12 protein-coding genes and 1 pseudogene are annotated in these 19955 nt (G+C 62.6%); all 13 read right to left on the bottom strand.

Annotated features, from left to right (window positions below; genetic code table 11):
- Positions 1 to 12: 12 nt before the first annotated feature.
- The 13 genes and pseudogenes from F6X37_RS06665 to F6X37_RS06610 all read right to left on the bottom strand — a co-directional run bounded on the left by F6X37_RS06665 (position 13) and on the right by F6X37_RS06610 (position 19828).
- The gene (locus F6X37_RS06665) at positions 13 to 4014 is read right to left on the bottom strand and encodes a cellulose biosynthesis protein BcsC (protein WP_187610749.1); all 4002 of its coding nucleotides are present in this window, start codon (positions 4012 to 4014) and stop codon (positions 13 to 15) included.
- A gap of 57 nt (positions 4015 to 4071) precedes the next feature.
- Positions 4072 to 6438 carry a cellulose biosynthesis cyclic di-GMP-binding regulatory protein BcsB gene (gene bcsB, locus F6X37_RS06660; RefSeq protein ID WP_187610748.1) on the bottom strand — a complete coding sequence of 789 codons (2367 nt, stop codon included), beginning with the start codon at positions 6436 to 6438 and terminating at the stop codon, positions 4072 to 4074.
- Positions 6439 to 6520: 82 nt separating this feature from the next.
- Positions 6521 to 8908, bottom strand: a complete 2388-nt coding sequence (gene bcsB / locus F6X37_RS06655; protein WP_187610747.1) for a cellulose biosynthesis cyclic di-GMP-binding regulatory protein BcsB — start codon at positions 8906 to 8908, stop codon at positions 6521 to 6523.
- Positions 8905 to 11160: a UDP-forming cellulose synthase catalytic subunit gene (gene bcsA, locus F6X37_RS06650; RefSeq protein WP_187610746.1), complete on the bottom strand. Its 2256-nt coding sequence runs from the start codon at positions 11158 to 11160 to the stop codon at positions 8905 to 8907. Before bcsA ends, bcsB (F6X37_RS06655) begins: the two co-directional genes overlap by 4 nt.
- 103 nt (positions 11161 to 11263) lie before the next feature.
- On the bottom strand, positions 11264 to 11686 hold the full coding sequence (bcsR, locus tag F6X37_RS06645; protein WP_187610745.1) for a BcsR/BcsP family cellulose biosynthesis protein: 423 nt from the start codon (positions 11684 to 11686) through the stop codon (positions 11264 to 11266).
- Between the two features lie 482 nt (positions 11687 to 12168).
- Positions 12169 to 12363, bottom strand: a pseudogene (locus F6X37_RS36725) (hypothetical protein); the annotation flags it as partial.
- 91 nt (positions 12364 to 12454) lie between these two features.
- Complete coding sequence (locus F6X37_RS06640) at positions 12455 to 13594, bottom strand: mannitol dehydrogenase family protein (protein WP_187610744.1); 1140 nt, start codon at positions 13592 to 13594, stop codon at positions 12455 to 12457.
- Positions 13595 to 13619: 25 nt separating this feature from the next.
- The gene (locus tag F6X37_RS06635; protein ID WP_187610743.1) at positions 13620 to 14630 is read right to left on the bottom strand and encodes a zinc-binding alcohol dehydrogenase family protein; all 1011 of its coding nucleotides are present in this window, start codon (positions 14628 to 14630) and stop codon (positions 13620 to 13622) included.
- Between the two features lie 113 nt (positions 14631 to 14743).
- Positions 14744 to 15058, bottom strand: coding sequence for an L-rhamnose mutarotase (locus tag F6X37_RS06630; RefSeq protein ID WP_090806617.1), 315 nt, complete (start codon positions 15056 to 15058; stop codon positions 14744 to 14746).
- A 57-nt stretch (positions 15059 to 15115) separates the two neighbouring features.
- On the bottom strand, positions 15116 to 16132 hold the full coding sequence (locus F6X37_RS06625) for an aldo/keto reductase (protein ID WP_187610742.1): 1017 nt from the start codon (positions 16130 to 16132) through the stop codon (positions 15116 to 15118).
- Between the two features lie 114 nt (positions 16133 to 16246).
- Complete coding sequence (locus F6X37_RS06620; protein ID WP_184066235.1) at positions 16247 to 17191, bottom strand: ABC transporter substrate-binding protein; 945 nt, start codon at positions 17189 to 17191, stop codon at positions 16247 to 16249.
- 68 nt (positions 17192 to 17259) lie between these two features.
- The gene (locus tag F6X37_RS06615) at positions 17260 to 18288 is read right to left on the bottom strand and encodes an ABC transporter permease (protein WP_090806623.1); all 1029 of its coding nucleotides are present in this window, start codon (positions 18286 to 18288) and stop codon (positions 17260 to 17262) included.
- Positions 18281 to 19828 (bottom strand): sugar ABC transporter ATP-binding protein, encoded by a 1548-nt coding sequence (locus F6X37_RS06610; RefSeq protein WP_262419829.1) that lies wholly within the window; start codon positions 19826 to 19828, stop codon positions 18281 to 18283. The genes F6X37_RS06615 and F6X37_RS06610 overlap by 8 nt, the downstream gene beginning before the upstream one ends.
- Positions 19829 to 19955 lie beyond the last annotated feature (127 nt).

The raw sequence follows: 19955 nt of genomic DNA, 5'->3' as shown, positions 1-19955 counted from the left end.
CAGTATGGCGGGCTACTGATCGCTGTAATGCGACTGGTAAGGGATGACCGGCATATCCAGTGCCTTCGTCTGCGGCGCAAGGGTATAGCGCAGATACAGGCCCGCCGCCCACTGCCGGTAGCTGGACGCGTTGTTGGCGCCCACCGAGGCTCCGCCAGTCAGATGATTGGTGAAGCGGTATTCGGCCGTGGCCAGCAGGTTGTAGCCGAAGCCGGTCGAGGACTGGTCGGGATGGATCGCGCCGTCGGCGAGGCCAATGGTCGAAGCCGCTGAGACTGCTGCGGCCTGCAACCCGCTGTCGGTCGGGAAATACGCCGAGCCGGCCTGGTGGTAGTACTGCACGCCGACGGCCGCTTGCAGCTTGTAGGTCCAGCGCTCCGAACGCTGCGCCCACGTGAGCGGCAGGTTGAACGCATAGAACCGCTGCGGGCTGAAGTAGCCGCCGTTGCCGTAGGTGAAGTTGTTTTCGTTGTGGTCGTAGATCATGCCGCTCAGGTTCACGCCCGCGCTCAGCATGCTGTTTTCCGTGCGCAGCAGGTACCAGTACGTCCCGGCGCCGACCTCGGCACCGACGTTGGACTGGACGTTATGGCCGTCCAGGTATTTCGCGGAACCGTAGCCGTAGACGCCGTAGTCCTGATTGTCGAGGCCGATCGCACCATGCACGCCGGTGGCAGTCACGCCGCCCCAGCTCAAGCCGGATCGCGAATCGGTCGAGCCAGCAAAAGACGTGATGCTGTCCGTCACGGCGCGGCGCGATACGCCCACGTTGAACCAACTGCCCTGCCCGGCATCGATGGAGTTCCTGAACATCACGCCGCCAACGACATTGGTGTACTTGAAACCCAAAGGCGTGGTGCCGATGTCGGCCATCCAGTTCCCAGTCTCGTAGCCGAGACCCAGACCGACGCCGTAGGCGGTCTGTTTGCCCGGTGCGGCGACCTTGCCGGCCTGCTGCGCCCGGGTGGCGGCCGGGCCGCCGCCGAACTGACTGGCGCTGAAGACGTCGGTAGCCAACGTGCCGCCCTCGAGTTCAACCGGCGTGACGCGAATGGAAAGCTTGCCGTTGTCGACCGGCAGCACCCCTTCCAGAGCTTGCTGCACGCTCGTCAACTGACCCGTACCGGGTGCTGCGTTGTTCGACGAGACGAACAGCCCACCCCTGACTTCCGGTGAACGCTGCGCACGGAGGTCGCTGAGTTCATTACGCATTTCCTCGAGCGACGGCGAACCGTCCTGAGGCTCGCTCACCGCGACCGTGTCTTGCGGCGCCAGGCCGCCGACCGGCGTGCCCGCCACGGTTGGCAGAGCGGATGGAGCAGAGGACGAGCGCTCGCGCGCAGCCGTGGATGTCACGGTCGAGGCAGTCGCGCTCGCCGCGGTAGCAGCCGGAGCAGCAGCGGGCCCGAAACCAGGCTTCTGGTTCGCCGGCACGCTGTCCGGCGCCGCGGGTTGCGGGGCGAACGTTTCGGCAGCGGGCAGGCGACGGTGGCGGTCCTGACGACGGTGAGCGTCGTCGTGGTGGACAAAGGGATTGCCCGCCACGTGGACGTCTTGCGCCTGCACGCCGAGCCGCTTTTCCTTGGCGGCAATGGCGGATTCCAGCAGCGACTGCGCTTCGCGGGTCTTGCCCTGCATGACGTAAATGCGCGCGGCGCCGGCCAGCACGTCGGGATCGTTGGGCGCCTTCGCAACGGCCTCTTTCAATGCCGCATCGGCAACGCTGTTCTTGCCGGCCTGCACTGCCGCCATCGCGACGCCCAGTTGCAAACCCGGATTGTTGGGGTCGTTGACGAGCGCCTTCTGGTAAAGCAACAGTGCCTGGTCATACTTGTCATCGGCGGCGTACATGCGCGCGAGCGCGGCCGTGGCGAGGCTGTCGTTGGGCCGCTTCGCGAGGATCGGCGCCAGCGTGTCGTAGGCCTGCGCGAGGTCACCTTGCTGACGTTGCTGGTCAGCCAGTCGCACCGTGTAGAGGTAGTTCAGCTCGTCCAGTTGCCGGCGCTGGTCCGCGGTCAGCGTCTGGCCGTGCAACTCGCGCATCGCGAGCCCGGCCTGGACATACTGGCCGGTCTTGAGCAACAGGCCCAGATAAGCCAGTTGCACATCCGGGCCGCTGCCCTTCAGACCGTTAGGCATCAGCCCGTGCATCAGGCTCATGGCGCGCGGCGTGTTGCCCGCGTCGACATACGCCTGCGCCAACGCGCCCACCTTGGCCGGGTCTTGACCCGCCGCGGGTTCGAGCCGCGCCAGCATACTGCGCGCATCCTCCAGATTGCCTTCGAGCGCCGTTTGCGAGGCTTGCGCCACGACCATCTGAAAATCGATCTGCTGCGCCGTCGCAACCATGTTCGGCGTGCGCGAGGCGGTGGAGATGCGCGTCATCGTGTCCTGCGCGCGCGTCCAGTCGCCCATCTGCATGGCCAGCAGCGCGCTCGCATAGAGCGCTTCGGGATTGTCCGGGTTCGTGACGAGCAGGCCGTCGACGAGTTGCTTCGCTTCGTCGGCATGCCCCTGTTTGAGATCGTAGCGCGCCAGCTCCAGACGAATCCACGGGTTGTCGGGCGCGCTGCGCTGGGCGTCTTCCAGAATGTGCCGGGCCGTGCTCAGATCGCCACGCTGCGCGGCGGCATCGGCCCGAGCGGCGGCGACGGCGGCGCGCAGCCGATCGAGCCCGCCGATGCCGGCCTTCTGCTCGGGTGACATGCCGTCGATCAACTTCTGGGCCTCATCGGCGCGTCCCGTCTGCGCCAGGATATCGATGAGGCCGCTCGCCGCCTCGCGGTTATCGGGGCTTGTCGCCAGCACGTCGCGGTAGCCCTTTTCAGCACGCGTCAGATCGCCCTGCGCCGCATCCAACCGGGCCGACGCATTGCGCCCGCCCGGCTCGGCTGGATCCAGCCGCAGCGCCTGATCGAGTTCGCGTCGCGCGGCGGCGAAGTCGCCCACGTTTTGCGCGCCCTCGGCCTGGTTCACCAGCAGCCAGTAGCGCGCGGAATTGAGGGCCTTGGCCCAGTTCGCGCCCGCGCCCGGACGCGACACCGCCCGCGACAGCAGCGTCTGCGCCTGCGCCAGGTCGCCTTGCTGCATGCGCACGAGGCCCAGTCCCCCCAGCGCATCCGTGCTGTCGGGTTTGTCACGCAGCACAGCGGAAAAGGACTGCTCGGCCGTGGTGATGTCGCCTGACTTGAACGCGGCGAAACCGCGTGTCAGTCGTGCATCCACGACCGGACCGGCCGCTGCGAGCGAATGCGGCGCCAGCATCTGATGGCGTATTTCGTCGTCGTCCGGATGCAGCTTCAGATAGTCTTCAAACCACGATCTGTTTTTCGGCGTGGGCGTGACCCAGGTCAGCACGGAGCGCCAGACTTCGGTCGCTTCGCCGCCGATGTCCGGACGAGCGGCAAGCTTTTCCAGAAGGGCGACACCCGCCGCGCGATCCTGTTCGTCGCGCACCATATGCTGGGCCAGCGGCAACATGGTGTTCGGATCGTTCGGCGTCTCGGCATTCAGGCGCTCGAGGCCCTGGATGGCCTGATCCACACCGCCATCGGTATAGCCCAGATAGCTGTAATACTCTCGCGCCACACTGCCCTGCGGCGCTTTACCGCCCAAGGCCTTGTTATATTCGGCGATGGCCGCCAACAACGCGGCCTGATCCTTCTGGTTGACGGCGTCTTGCGCCATCTGGCGCGCCTTGGCGAAGGTGGACTTACCCGGTTCGACCGCGAGGCGCAAGCTCTGCTCGAGCAGCGGCACGAAGCGGCTGCCCGGCGCAGCCGCACGAAGTCTGGCCAGATACCCGTTCGCCGCCGCGAACTGCTGCTTGCCGACGGCGATCGTGCCCATCCCATACAGCGCCTCGGGCTGCTTCGGGTCGCTCAGCAGCAGTTTCGACCAGGACTGCGCGGCCAGATCGGGCTTGTCATGCGTTTGCCAGTAGCGGCCCTGTTCCAGCAGCATGTTGGACGTAGCATCCTGCGCCCAGCCCGGGTGGCCGACCGAGGCGACCATCAGTCCGAGAATCCAGGCCCGGTTGCGGCTGCGTCTGACTACCATGACTTTCCTTGATTATGATTGTTGCTGCCGCGATGCCCGCAGCCGCTCACGGGCTTCAGCGTCGCGCCGGGCCTGGCGGCGCCGCAAGAACGAAAACAGACCAACCGCGATCAGCACGAGCGCGATGATGCCCAGCGCCTTCAGCACCCACGCGAGCGACAGGCCGAATGAAGCCAGCCACCAGTCGAGGCCGCGCCAGATGCCGAGATGCCCGACGTAGTAGGTATGCTCGCTCACGAGCGAATCGACTTCCGTGCCGCGGATGGACACGAGGCTTCCCTGGATGGGCTGCTTGCCCGAGTTCGGCGCATCCAGCAACGCGGAGACCGCATCCGTCAGGCCGTCGGGCTGATTGCTGGCCAGCATGACCACGCTGCGGCCCGCTTGCTTCGGCGATTCGAAGCCTGCGAGCACGGCGCTCACGCCCGGCCCCGACCAGGCCAGCGACAGGCGGCGGGGTTCGGCGTCGAGCCGCGGGTTGGCATGGAACCAGCCCAGCACGCGACCCGGCAGATCCGATACGGCGAACTGCGCGCCGTGGTCATACGCCGCGGGCATGGTCCGCGCCCAGTCCTTGAGCCAGGCTTGATCCGCACCCGAGGCGATCACGAGCAGATCCTTGTCGGACGGCATCGCGTCGATGCGCTGACCGCGCAGCACGGTGACGCCGCGTGCCGGATAGCCGGTCGAGTCGCCCATGCGGCCCATCACCGCCAGATACGTGCTGTATTCCGGTGTGCCCGCGTTGGGGCCCAATACGACGTCCGTTCCGGACAGGTCGGCCATGCGCGTGAACGGGAAGCCCGCCTGGGCGAACGAGGCCAGGTTCGGCATGGCGATGTAGTGCGGATACTGTGACAGATCGATCGTCGATTCGGGATCGACCGCGCCGCGCACGTTGTCGATGATGATGTCCCGGCACTCGCCCTGCTTGATGTAGTCGTACATGTAGCGGAACTGCAACTGGGTATTCGGCTGCAACAGCGCCTCCAGCGGCACTTCCAGTTTCGCCTGGCGCGGCAGGCTGCTGTCGGGCAAAACTTCACCCCGCAGCTTGCTGCCGCCCTCGAGCCGTTCGAGCGAGAGCAGCGGAATCGACTTCATGAACTGGTCACTGACGCTGAACAACAGCGACGAATTGACCATATAAGGCTGCGGCGTATAGCGGTAATGCAGGTCGATCCGCACGTTGGGTGCATGCCAGCCGAACAGGTCGGGCGGCACGCGCATATTGATGCGGATCAGATCGGGGCTGTAGCCCGACACCTGCAATTGTTTGCTATCGACGAGTTCGCCCAACGACATCGGACGGTCGGTGCGCAGCCAGCGCGGCGCATCGTACGGCTTGCGCGGCGCGAGCTCGGCGAACCGCGTGATGAGCGCGCTCGAACCCGACAGCGTCTGGCTGCCCGTGACCAGCGCGTCGGCGGCCTGCTTGAGTTCCTTGCCGTCACGGCCCATCACCAGCAACAGCTTGCCGTTGGGATCGTTGGGGTTGGTCACGACGGCGAGAGTCGGACCTTGCAGCGGCGAGTCCGCCAGGCTCGCTTGCGCCGCGCTGTCGACGATGACAACCGCGTTGCCCCTGGCAGGCACGGTAGAGATCGATACCGGGAATTGCGCGCCGCGATATTTCGCCAATGCGCCGAACCACGACGACACGGCGCCGGCCGCTTCCAGCGCGGCCGTATCAGGATTGCCGGCGAACACGAACGGCAGGTTCAACCGGCGAATATCGTGCTCGTCGAAGAAGGGTCGCGGCAGGCGAGCCAGATCGCCGGCCTGCGCCAGCGGCTGGGTGTCGATGCTCAGCGTACTGTCGTTGCTGATGTTGGCCCACAGGCTCGAATGCAGCGGGTCTTCGCACTGGTTGGTGTAGTGGCCGATCAGTTGCAGACGCAGCTTGCTGTTCGCGGTGAACAGATACGGCGGCAGCGTGATAGTGCGCTGCAGGTTGGTGCCGGACGTGTTTTTGGGCACGTCGATCGATGCCGCCACCTGATCGTTGACCAGCACATTGATGTGCGACAGATCGGGCAGCAGCGCCGGCGAATAGGCATAGCGCAGGTTCAGTCGCGCACCTGTGACGACCCGATCGTCGCGCACGCCGACCGGCAGCGTATTGCTGCCGTCGACGCCGCGCAGGTTGAGCGCGTATTGCGCGCCGAGTTGCTGCAGCGAATAGGTCACCGTCGAAGAAGCCGCGGTAGCGGCTCCGGCGTCCGGCGCGGACTGCAGCGGCGCCGCGTTGCTATCTGCCGTTGCCGGCCCCGCGGACGGGTTGGCCGCGCCACCGGCCGAAGCCGACGCGTCCTGCCGCGCAGCGGCGGCAGCCGCCGCTGGTTGCGCGGCCTGGGTTAGCGTCGATGTGACAAACATACAACCGAGCAACAGTGCCGGCCATACTGGTTGCGCAGTCATGCAACGCGCAAGGCGTGCCCGGGAGATGTCAGGCCGTCTTCTAAACATGAGAACCTCTTCGTCCTTCTTCACGTTGCGATGTCTGGGGAATATCCAGGTCTAATCGATTCAGGGCACGCCGGTGCAGAAACACGCCGCCGAGCAAACCTATGAGCACGACGCTGGCGAGCGTCGCCACGAGCAGCAGCAGGATGTGGCTCGCGAAGAACCATTCGAGCGCGAGCCCAGGCGGCAAGGACCCGATGAAATAGCTTTGATCGTTGCTCAGCGTGGTGAGCGTGCCGTCATGCACGACCACGAGGCTGCCGCTGATCCTGTCGTCCGGACGCTTGCTGATGAGGTAGCGGTTGGCTTGCAGCACATCCACGACAGCGTCGAGACCGTCCGGCGTATTGCCCGATACGACCACCGCGCTGCGGCCGCGAGCCAGCGGCGACTCGAGTCCCGCCAACATGCCGTCATGGTCGTCGCTGCTATACAGTGCGGCGATGGCGGCCTCGCGTTCAGCCTGCGCATGCCCACCCGTCAGCTTTTCCCACCACGCGGCGATCCAGCGGTCCGATGAAGCAACCGGAGCGAAGAAGCCGCGCGGCAGATCATCACGCCATGCTTTGAGCAAGGGCTGGTTATCGCCCGACGCCAGCACGAGCAGGTCCTTGCGACGCAGCGCGTCAACCTGCGCTGGATCGCCCACCGTCACGCCCAGCACCGGATAACCCGTGGTTTGACCCATGCTGCCCATCAGCGTCAGGTAAGCGGAATAGTCGCCAGCGACCGGCTGTGCGGGCAGGATCACCGCCGTCTCGGACAGATCGGCCATCCGCGTGAACGGAAAGCCTGCGTCTGCGAAGGCGCGCAGATCCGGCATGGCTGCGTAACGCGGCAGTTGGGAAATGTCGATCGTCGAAGTCGGATCGATGGCGCTCAGGAGCGGGCCGCCGGGCACGTCCTCGACGTGGTCTTGCGGCGCTACGGACTCGTAGCGATAGTCGAATTGCAGCGTCGTCAACGGCGGCAGCAGATAGGTCGGAACGCGTATCACCGCATAACCGTCCGACGCGTCGCCTGTCAGCGGCAAGGTCTGCAGGGGCGTGTTGCCGGCCAGCACACCGAGCTCCGAGCGCGTTGACTCCGGACGGGCCGTATAACGGTAATGCAGGTTCAGCACCGCGCCGCTGTTGTCAAAACCGAACAGACCCGGCGGCAGACGCAGGTCCACATTGATCGCCCCAGGGCGAAAGCCCTGCACCGTCAAGCGGTCCGCCGCTAGCATCTCGCCCAACTGCACCGGGCGGTCGCCCGGCAGCCAGTTGGGTGCGTCATAAGGCTTGCGCGGCACAACGGCAACCGGGGCGTCGAGCTTGACCCGAGAGCCCGACAGCGTCTTCGCGCCAAGCACCAGCGCGGTCGCGGCCTCGCGGATCTGCGCGTCGTTGCGGCCCATGACCAGCAGCAGCTTGCCGTTAGCGTCATTGGGGTTGGGCACGATGGCCAGCATCGGCCCTTCCACCGCAGGCAGGGTCAAGCCCGGCACCTCGCCCGGCAGCGCGAGCACCACCGCATCTCCATGCGCGGGTATCGCACCCAGGCTCGCGGAGAAGTGCGCACCGCGATAGCCCGCCTGCGCACCCAGCCACGAGGTCACGATACCGGCCGATTCGAGGCGCTGCGCGCGAGGCGCTGGCGGCAGCACGACGGGCAGGTCCACCCTGCGCAGATCGCGCACGTCGAGGAACGGCGCGGGCAGTTGCGACAGGTCACTGGACAGGGTCGCCGGAACCACGGTCAGTTCCAGCGCACTGTCCGGCCCGGGCTTCAGCCACAGGTCGGAACTCAGCGGATTGTTGCCCTGATCGCTCGCCTTGCTATGCGCGATCAACTCGAGGGTGAGCTGGTTGAACCCGGACAGCAGCGACACCGGCAGATCCACAGTGATATGCGCCGGCGTCCGCGGCGCCGGTTCGGGCAACGCTACGGTCGCCCCCACAACGCTGTTGAGCAACACCTTGAGATGCGAGAGCGTAGGCAGCAATGTGGACGAGTAACTGTAGTCCAGCACGAGCCGCGCGCTGACCACGCGCTCGTCGCGGCGCAAACCGAAGTCCATGCCCGCATAGGCATCCTCGCCGAGCAAGGTCAATCCCTGCTCCGCGTTTTGCCGCAGCAGCGGGATCCGGTAGGTATACGCGTCGGCCGGCGCCGCCGCGCTGAGCTCCGGGTGCGGGCTTTGCCGCACGGCATCGACCGGGGCAGCCGACGCGGGCATCGCCGGCATAGACGCCCGCGATGCGAACGACGCTGCCGACGCAGCGGGCACCGTCGCGGCCAGCACGTCGCCCGCTCCGAGCAACAGGACCGAACACAACACCGCGCCCAACCGGCGCGCGCTCGTCAAGGAGCGCAAAAGCGACAGGTAGCCGACACTCACGATTGCTTTGTTCCCAAGTCGCTTGCCGGGTCTGCGGACGAACGGCCAAGGCGCTCACGCCCACCCAGGAACAGATGCCGGAACAACTCCCCGAAGCCGCGCATGCCGATGCCGAGCACCTCGAACAGGCTTCGCAGCGGCCTGTCGGGACGATAGCTGCCCCATGAGGCGATCCAGCTGTCGGCGCGCGAAAACGTCGCCCCTATCCAGGCGCGCTCCTGAGCGATCGTCAGGGTCGGAAAACTCACGCCGATGGTGCGTCCGCGGCACACCTGCACTTCGGCCGGGAAAACGTCCTCGTAGTCGTCGCGCAACACCGCCACCGTGATGCGATCGCCGTGCTCCGGCAACGGTGCGCCCTCAGGCAGCACCAGCCCCAGACCACCGTGCGAATAGTCGCTGGTCTGACAGTCGATGCGAGTTCCGTCGGCGTGAATCACGGCGGCCGGCAGTTCGATCTGGACCCGCGGAGCGAGACGCAACTGTCTCGATTCGCTCGCTACGCCCGCGGCCGCGCTGAGGTTCATGATGTTGTAGGTTACCCATACCAGGTTGAACAGAATGCTCGTCGCTTCGGGCCAGCCCGGACTGCGGATCAGACCTGCGACACCCACCATGAATCCGGTCAGATTGATGAGCAGCAGAACGATGTAGGGCCGGGCCATCGCCCAGTCCAGGAAGGACTGACGGATCACCCCGCCCTTGGACGTCACGTTGAAGCCTTTGCTGCCTGGAAAGAGTACGGCTTGCAACGCGGGCAGAATCACGTACCAGGCCAGTACCGTTTCGTAGACTTCGCTCCAGAACGAATGTCGGAAACGCCCTTGAATGCGCGAGGCGCCGAGGCTCGAAATGACGAGGTGCGGCACGACATAGGCCAGCACCATCAGCGCGGAAGCATGAAAGACGTGCGCGCCAAAGAACAGATACGCCATCGGTGTGATCAGAAACACGATGCGCGGCAAGCCGAAGAAAAAGTGCATCATCGCGCTCAGGTAACACAGACGCTGTGGCAGTGTTAGCCCTGCGATCAACAGCGGGTTGAAGCGACGGAATATTTCCGCCATGCCTCGTGCCCAGCGTATGCGCTGACCGACGTGACGCCCCAGACTCTCGGTGGCGAGACCCGCTGCCTGAGGGATGGCGAGATAGGCCGTGTTGTAGCCCCTCGTGCTCATCTTGAGCGCGGTGAGCGCATCTTCCGTGACACTTTCCGTCGCCACGCCGCCTACATCCTCCAGCGCCGAACGCCGCAGCACCGCGCAGGAACCGCAGAAAAAAGCGGCATTCCACAAGTCGTTGCCGTTTTGCAGCACGCCGTAAAACAGGTCACCCTCGTTGGGCACCTTGCGGAAGGTTTCGAGGTTGCGCTCGAACGGATCGGGCGAGTAGAAGACGTGCGGCGTCTGCACCATGGCCATCTTCGGATCTTTCAGGAACCAACCCATGCAGACCTGCAGGAACGAGCGCGTGGTGACGTGATCGCAGTCGAACACTGCGATGTACTCGCCGCTCGTCCTGGAGAGTGCCGCGTTGAGATTGCCTGCTTTGGCATGCGCGTTGTCCGGCCGGGTCAGATAATCCACGCCAGCCTGCTCGCAGAATTGCCGGAATTCGTCACGACGGCCGTCGTCCAGCACATACACGCGCAGCTTGTCGGCCGGCCAGTCGAGCAGCGTGGCGGCCAGCACCGACTGCCGCACGACCTGCAGCGGCTCATTGAACGTGGGAATGTACACATCCACCGTCGGCCATGCCGAGCTATCGGCCGGCAATCGCGCAGGCCGGCGATGCAGAGGCCAGAGCGTCTGAAAGTAGCTGCACAACAGCATGAGCACCGCGTACCCTTCGGCCAGCAGCAGAAGGCAGCCAAAGGTCATGTCGAGCGAGGTGGTAAAGGACAGCGTCTGCGTCAGGCGCCAGTACAGGTAGCGCAAGGACATAAACACCGACAATGCCACCAGGGACACCGTGATGATCCTGCCGCGAATGCGGTTCAGCAGAACCGCGACGACCATGCAAAGGATGCCAAACGTCCATTGCTTCGACGCGGCCAGATTGACCGTCATGGCAGAAGTGAACAACAGCGCGGCCAATAGCGTCACTGCCAGCCGCAGCCAGTTCGACGCCCATAGCGGTGTCCCCGCTTCCAGAAGTTTGTCGTCCCAACTTCCGGCATCGTCACTCTGGTCCGTGTTGCGCGTTTGCCGCCGCTGCTCCGTCTTGCTCAGCGTACGTTTGATCTGTGCCATGGAAAGGTCTTCTAGCGCGTGCGCCGGTTCGGCACGACGCGCAGGTTCGCGGCCACCGTGGTTTTAACCAGGCCGTCATTGACGGAAAAGACTGTGACGAAGTTCATGACGTCTGGCGTTGCGGAACACCTTCTTGAGGTTCACTCCGTTCCCGCAGGCGCGCAAACACGGCGCTCAGAGAGTCCGGCTGTTGAGGAGCGGCGACAGGTCCGGGATTGAACTGAAGGACCGGCTGTTCGGGGGCGGCTTGCAATACCGGAAGAGATCCGGACACGGCAGCGGGGACGGCTGGCGCAATCAGCTGCGGCGGCGCGGCGGGGGCCACTTCAGTCACATCGGTGGGAAGAACGGCTTCAGCCTCGCGAGCCGAGTCGTCCCGGGTCGTGTCCCCTGGCGACGAGGTGGTCTGCATGGACCAACGCCCACGCGAACCTTGCACCTGCTCGATTCTTTCTATTTCTTGATAATGCGACGGGCTCACGCCCAACATCTGGAAGAGATTCGAAATGTCTGATGCACTGCTCATACGCCATCCCCGTCGAACTGGCCATATTGTTTGTTGCAGACTGCACCGCGTACCATCGGGCAATCTGCTGTAATTTTTACTTACCGAATAAGGAAACCATTATTCGTTACATCATTGCGTCCGCCATAATAATTTCCAAACCGTGAGGCGGCACCGTTGATAACTCGCCCTTTTTAGAGACCTCTTCAGGAGAGCCGCGCCCAAGTCTTATTTTTCAGCCAAGGCAACCGAGGGCCCCGCCGCTGCGGTACGAGCGTGTAACTCATGAGATACCCTTGCGCTCAGGATGAGCGGCGCGTATTGTACAGCGGAACTTAATGCGTGGACCCAAATAATTCCTATCTATATATCGGCTATTCCAGAGCAAAGTTAAGCGTTTTAATTGTTAAATATGGTCAGTCAAACGTTTGCTTTTTATTGGGCGTCCGATTATTCCCGAATTTGCGCTGGGAATCGGTTTGGAAAAGCGCGCCGTGGTGTTACGGACTGTCTTCGCGCCCGAGCATCCACACCCAATGCGGGTTGACGTCGAGCAGCAGCCGTGTCGGCACACCGAGCGCGCCCGACAGATGAGCAACCGACGTGCATACGGTAATGACCAGATCGAGATTGCCGACGAGCGCCGCCGACTCGTCGAACGACTTCAGCTCTTTCGTGCAGTCGACAACATCCAGTCCGTCGGACGCCGCGTTACGAGGGCCGACGTCGGAAATGTAACGCGGGACCGGTCGATAATCGCGTCGTACGTCTATCAGGACGTGAAGAACGTCAAGGCAAACGACATGCGACGCGCTCCAGCATCGCTCGTATTCGCAGCGGTCCAGGCTTCACGCCGAGTTTGTCGGCAAGTTGCACGAGCGGCAGAAAACGCCGCTGCAATTTTTCTGTGTGATTCTGCGCGATGTCCGCTATCCGGTGCTCAAGAAACGGATTGAGTAGGCGCTCGCGTAACTCGACGAGATAGGCGAGAGCCTGCTCGCGCTGACCGAGGACCGCAAATGTCGGGAGCACATCTTCCGCCCAGACAGTTTCCAGGCTGGCGCGTAGTATCGGGTCGTTGATTGCCTGACATACGGTCTCGTCAACCGGTCTGCGGTCCTCTAGCCACCGCTCCGCCAGATAGCTGTGACCGAGATTGAGCAGGAACAACTTCAGGCGCTCGAAGTGCTGCAGATCGTCAGTCAAAACGATGTTTTCATGAGTGCAGGGTAGAACCAGCCCCGGCTGCTGCTCAATCGCCCAGAGCGCATACGGTTCGGCAACGGCGCCCACCGGTTCGATCGCCTGCGAAACGATGCGGTCGACGAGCGAATTGGCCCATATGCAATGCGTTCGAAGGTAGGTAGTGAACGGCTCCGGCAGCCGCCACTTTACCGCGAGAGTCACGACAAGTTCGCGCAACGTATCGCCGTTATTGACCACGAGTTCGCATGGAAAAAGGGAGAGCGGCGCATCAGGGTTTCGTTCCCAACGGGCATGAAGCAACACCAGCAGCTTGGCCGGAAAGCTCTGTGGCACGCGCTCCGGATGATTCACGAGCGTCGCGGTATCTCGGTCATCAAGCCGGAATCCCCTGTCTCCCGTATTGGAAACAATCACTTCGACGTGCTCTGCCACGGCGTCTCGCACTTGTGCCCAATGAGACTCGGCGTGCCATGCTGCGCGCACCGCGTTGCCGCTCAGCATCTCGTCCACCAGCACGCCGTGACGCATACCTCGAACCCGTACCGGATATCGCCCGCCCTCTGCCAGCGCTGCAATACGCTTCTGACTGGACTGGCTGCTGGTTGTCTGCACGACTGTAATGCCACCGAGCGCGGCACCCCGCGTCATGGCTTCCGAAACAAACAGGTCGACATGCGCCTGAAGAAAGCGGCTAGTGCCGAACTGGAGAATTGGCTGGCTCATGGCAAATATCCGATATGCGTCAGAGTCAGCATTCGATGATGGCTTTCACTACACCTGCGGACGGTTCGAGCAGTTTCGAAAATTCGGCAGGAACATCGGCAAGCTTCATCCGGTGCGTGTTGAGTGCCGCATCGGGCACCTGACCGCCACGCATGGCCCTGAGCACAGTTTCGAAATCTTCCGCGGTCGCATTGCGGCTTCCGATCAAGGTGGCTTCGCGCTTGTGGAACTCCGGATCGGAGAAAGTGATCTTGTCTCTCACCACGGAAATCAACACGTATTTCCCGCCGTGCGCAATAAACTCAAAGCCGCGCTCCATGGCAGCCGGATTACCCGTCGCATCGAAGACCACATCGAAGAATTCGCCGTCGGTGAGTTTCGCCAGCTCGTCGACGTCGGTATCACCGATTTGCACAGTAGCCGCCACTTCAATTTTCTCAGCGCAGAAGTTGAGACGATCGAGCCGTGTATCGAGCGCCGTCACCGTGGCCCCGCGCAGACGTGAAAAGATCATTGCGGCCATACCGATCGGACCTGCACCGACCACCAGCACGCGCTGTCCCGCCTGAACGTCCGCGCGACGAACCGCGTGCGCGCCAATGGCGAGAAACTCGATCATTGCCGCCTGATCGAGCGTGATTCCTTCAGCCTTGTGAACGAACTGACGCGGCAAACTCAGATACTCCGTCAATGCGCCATCACGATGCACGCCCAATACCTGAATGTTCACGCAGCAGTTCGTTTTTCCGTTCCTGCAGGCAATGCACTGACCGCATGACAGGTAGGGCATCACGTAGACCGGGTCGCCGGCGTCCAGGCCGGAATCCGTGTCGGCTTCTTCGACCGTGCCCGACAGTTCGTGTCCCATCACGCGGGGGTAGGCGAGATATGGCTGATTGCCGGTAAAGATGTGCAGGTCGGTGCCGCATACGCCGACGCGTCGCACGCGTAGCAACACTTCGCCGCGATCGCGCGGTGGCCGTGAGCGCGTCTCAGCGCGTAGTACGCCGGGAGTTTCACAAATAATAGTGAGCATGAGGTTTCCTTTTTCAGCTACAGAACCCGCGAAGCCATAGTGCGGTTTCGATGCGAGCCCGGTTAATTTGTTTCTTCATGGCGAGGTCAAACGAGTGCCGTGTCGAGACAACGCTATTCGAGGTAAAAGACCTCTTCCATCTGTGCCCAGTGTTCCGACGGCGCACGACTCACCAACGGTTTCTGGCACGGGCTGCACAGGCTCCACCAACGTTGTGTTTCCGGGTCGCTCGCAATCTCGGCCATATCGCTTTCATAGTCAGTTCCGACGTATTCCCAGTAACCAAACAACAGGTTCTCGGGCTCCCGCAGGAAAATCGAGTAGCGGGTGACATTCGAGCGTTTCAGGCGATCGAGCACCGTCGGCCACACCTGCGCATGCAAGCGTTTGTATTCGTCGATGTGCTGCGGATCGATACCGATGACCATTCCCATTCGTTGCACTACGTTCTCCCTATTAATGGTGATGTGCGTCGATACACAGGCTCACTCGACCACCTCGGGCACAGGTGCGGTGTCCGCGATCAGACCGTCCGACTTCAGCTCCTGCCACAATCCGGCTGGCAGCGCCTGCTCAAACCACGCGACGTTCTGCTGGAGTTGTTCGACACTGCGCGCGCCCACCACGCACGACACAACCGCAGGATGCGCAAGCGGAAACTGCAGTGCCGCGGCGGGTAGCGGAACCTCGAATTCGCGGCAAACCTCAGCCAGCCGGTTGACGCGCGACACGACACCGGCGGGGGCGTCCCCGTAATTGAACTTGCCGTTACCTGCCAGCACGCCAGAATTGAACACACCGCCGACCACGATCGAATTCCCATACCGTACGCAATTGTCGAGAAACGGCGCGAGACAATCCTGCTCGAGGAGGGTATAGCGGCCCGCCAGTAACGTCACATCGAGTTGTAATTCCTGCATGGCTTCATGCGCGACCTGCCACTCGTTCACGCCGAGGCCGATAGCTTTGACCACTCCCGCGTTGCGCAGCGTGTCGAGCGCGCGGAAACCGCCCCCTTCTGTAAGCTGTTTCCAGAATTCGACGTTTGCATCCCCATGTGTCATTCGACCGATGTCATGCACATACAGCAGATCGATCTGCGCAATACCGAGACGCTGCTGGCTGTCTTCGAAAGACCGCATGACGCCGTCGAAGCTGTAGTCGTAGTGCGGCCGGAAAGGAAGCGGCTCAGCCCAGCCGTCGTCGCCGCATTGAACAGTCGGATCCGGCCGAAGAAGCCTGCCGACTTTCGTACTCAGCACGAACTCATCGCGTGGCCGCGCTGACAACGCGTTGCCCACGCGGCGTTCCGAAAGCGTGTACCCGTAGAACGGCGCAGTGTCGAAATAGCGCAGACCGAGCGACCATGCTTCGTCCATCAGCGCGCGCGCCTGTTCCGGCGGCATCGTGCGATACAAGCCGCCAAGTTGCGAACAGCCCATACCCAGTGCGCTCAGTTGCACCCCGGCACGCGACACCTCACGCAGATCACTTGCTTTCATCAGGAATTCCGTTTCCAGGCATTCATTGCTGGATGTTCAACGCTTCACAGCGCGTCTTGAGTAGCGCTGGGCTCAAGGGCGGACAACGCCGTCTGGCGTCGTCCGCATCGCGCTTCAATACAAGACATTCTTCGCGGCGGGCTGATCGATGTTGTCCTTCTCGACCATCACGACACCGGTATCCAGTTGCTTCGTAACCGGCTTGTGTTCGATGACATCCACCGCCGTTTTGACACCCTTGTAGCCCATCTGATACGAGCCCTGGACAGCGATGGCCTGGATGGTTCCGTCCTTGATGAAGCCCTGGAGGTCCTGGTTGCCGTCAAAGCCGATCGCGACGACCTTGCCGGCTTTCCCGGACTGCGCCAACGCGCGCCCCATTCCCACAGCAGTCGGTTCATTTGCACCGAAGATGCCCTTCAGATCCGGATTGGCCGACAGCACGTCGGTCGTCTGATTGAGCGCGGTTGCCATCTGCGACTGCGAGTAGAACGGTCCGACTACCTGCAGCTTCGAGTGCTGCGCGAGATACTTCCGGAACCCACCCACGCGGCCAATCTCGGAACCGGCGCCGGCGACGTACGACATCACAGCGACTTTCCCCGTCTGTCCGACACGGTCGATCATCGCTTTCGCGCACAACTCACCGGCCTTGGCGTTATCGGTCGAGAGAAACGACTGGTAATACTGCTTGCCGGAATCGGACACGAGCGAATCGATCAGGACGACCGGAATTTTTGCCTCCCAGGCCTTCTTCATTGCCGGGATCAGCGCGTCGGGATCGGACGGCGCGAGCACGATCGCCGCGACATGCCGGTTCACCGCGTTCTCGACCATATTGACCTCGTCCGCCACGGCTGACTCGGTCGCCGGTCCCTGAAACGTCATCGTGTAGCCGTTCAGCCCTTTCATGCCCTCCGTTGCACCCTTTTGCACGTTCTGCCAATAATTCGAGTTGGCCGTCTTGACGATCACGGCGATCTCTCCGCTCGCCGCATTCGCGTGGGCCGTCGCTGCGGTCAAAAGTGCGGCGGCCAATGCCAGATACATCTTTCTCATGTCTCACTCCTTGGGTTGGTGATTGCACTGCTTTGTTGGACTTCTCGAATGGCTTCATTCGATGTGCTTCATCGACGGTTTCTGACCTGGTCGATCCAGACCGTGCCGAGAATGACCAGTCCGATGATGATTTGCTGGATGAAACTCGATACGCCGTTCATGTTCAGGCCATTGCGCAGCACGCCGATCACAAACGCACCGATGGCCGTACCGGAGATCGTGCCTACACCGCCCATCAGGGACGTCCCGCCAATCACGGCGCTGGCGATCGCATCGAGCTCGTACATGACGCCTTCGTTCGGTTGCGCCGTGACGAGGCGCGACATCAGCACACAACCCGTCAGACCGGCGAGCACGCCGGACAGCACATAGGTAAACAAGGTGACGCGGCGGACATTGACGCCGGAGAGCCGCGCGGCTTCGGCATTCGATCCGACTGCGTAGATGTGGCGGCCAAGCGAGGTGCGCGTCAGCATGATCGACACGGCCACCGCCAGCACGACCATGATGATCACGGGATACGGGATCCCCGGAAATACCGTATCGGGGAACCCGTCTGCCCCGATATGCGAGATGCGGAACAATGCGCCATTTCCGAGTTCGCCGAACGCGTCGCCGAGTCCCGAAACCGGGCGCGCGCCAGTGATCTGAAGCGCGAGACCACGCGCGACCAGCATCATGCCGAGCGTGGCGATAAAAGGCGGCAGACCCATACGCGTGACGCACAGGCCATTGACGAATCCGCACAGGCCGCCCACCACGACGCCGCCGAGCATGCCGAGAGGAATCGGCACGCCGGCCTTGACGAGCAACGCGGCGACCACACCGGACAGCGCGAGTACGGAACCCACGGACAGGTCGATTCCGCCCGTAATGATCACGCAGGTTGCCGCCACGCCGAGATAGGCAATCGACGTCACCTGCAAGGCCACTGTCATGCCATTGTCGACCGAGAAGAAAGCGGAACTGGTCAATGAAAAGACGGCCACCAGCATGATCAGACTGCCAAGCGCGGCAAATTTCTGAATCAGGTCGCGACGCCGGAGCTTCGCGCTGGTGTCGACAGTAGTGGCCTGTTCGGATGTTATTTCAAGCATGATTTCGTCCCGATGCGAAGTGCATGATTTCTTCCTGATTGGTGTGGCGCGTCTCCAGGATCGTGGCGATCCGGCCTTCGTGGAATACCGCGACGCGATCGGACATGCCGAGAATTTCAGGCAATTCCGAACTGATCAGCACAACGCCGATGCCCTGCGCGGCGAGCTGGTCCATCAGCGTGTAGATCGCGTATTTCGCGCCGACATCGATCCCGCGCGTGGGCTCGTCGAAAAACAGAATCTTCGATTTGCGAAACAGCCATTTGCCGATCACAACTTTCTGCTGATTGCCGCCGGACAGGTTGCGCGTGAGTTGATGGACCGTCGGCGTGCGGATCCCGAGCGTTTCGACGTAACGCTGTGCGATGGCCGCTTCTTCGGCGAAACGAATGAAGCCGGCGCGACCCGACACCGCCTCGATATTGGCCAGCGTGATGTTGGTCGCGACCGGCATCTTCAGCGCGAGACCGTCGCTCTTGCGGTCTTCCGACAGATACGCGATACCGTGGTGAATCGCATCGATAGGCGAGCGGATCGAGACGCGCTCGCTCCCGATATGAATCTCGCCGCCGTCCGGTTGGTCAGCGCCGAAAATCGCCCGTGCCACTTCGGTCCGGCCTGCGCCCATCAAACCGGCAAAGCCGAGAATCTCGCCTCGCCTCAGTTCGAACGAGACCGGCCCAAATGCCGGTGCGCGCGACAGATTGTCGACGCGCAGCAGCACGTCCTGCGACGGAACCGAGCGGCGCGGCGGGTACGCATCGTTCAGCGCCCGGCCGACCATTCGCGCAACGATTTCATCCATGCTGGTCGCCGCGAAATCGTCGGTTGAAATGTGGTGTCCGTCGCGCAGCACCGTAACGCGGTCGACAATCTGCTTCATTTCGTCGAGACGATGAGAGATGTAGACAATGCCGACCCCGCTCTCGCGCAACTCCTTGATGATCCGGAACAGGTGCATGGTTTCGGATTCCGTGAGCGACGAAGTGGGTTCGTCCATGATCAGCACCTGGGCGTCGAGCGAGAGCGCCTTGGCGATTTCGACCATCTGTTGCTGGGCGATCGACAGCGTCCCCACCAGCCTCGTGGGCGGCAACGACAATCCAATGCGGGCGAGCGCGCGCTGGGCGTTCCCATTCAGTCGTGCGCGATCGATGAACGGCCCGCGTTTGGGCTCGCGTGCCAGGTAGATGTTTTCCGCAATCGACAGGTGCGGCACCAGGTTCAGTTCCTGGTGAATGATCGCAATGCCTGCTTCCTGTGCCTCGAGTGAGGACGCGAACCGCCTTTGCATGCCGCGAAAAACGATCGTGCCGGCATCCGGCTGGTATTGCCCGCTGACGATTTTCATCAGGGTTGACTTGCCGGCGCCGTTTTCGCCACAAATTGCGTGCACTTCGCCGCGGCGCAATTGGAAGTGCACGTCCTCCAATGCAACGACACCGGGAAACCGCTTGCCCAGTCCGCTCAGTTTCAATAGCTCCGGGGGTTCCTTCGAAGCGAAGCCGTCCACCACGCGCGGGGCCAGGTCAGTGCTCAGATCTGTCACACGTGTCTCCTTCTTTTGTGTAGAGGCGCTGCCGTCGGTCAGGCCAATCTGATGCAGATTAAAGAATAAACGGCGATTTTGGTCAAGCCAATTTGCAAGATACTTCTTCTGGCCTTAC

The organism is Paraburkholderia sp. 31.1 (assembly GCF_014397645.1).
GTDB classification, from domain to species: Bacteria; Pseudomonadota; Gammaproteobacteria; order Burkholderiales; family Burkholderiaceae; genus Paraburkholderia; species Paraburkholderia tuberum.
The sequence above is the reverse complement of the archived record's forward strand: the minus strand, read 5'-3'. Positions and strand labels throughout refer to the sequence as shown.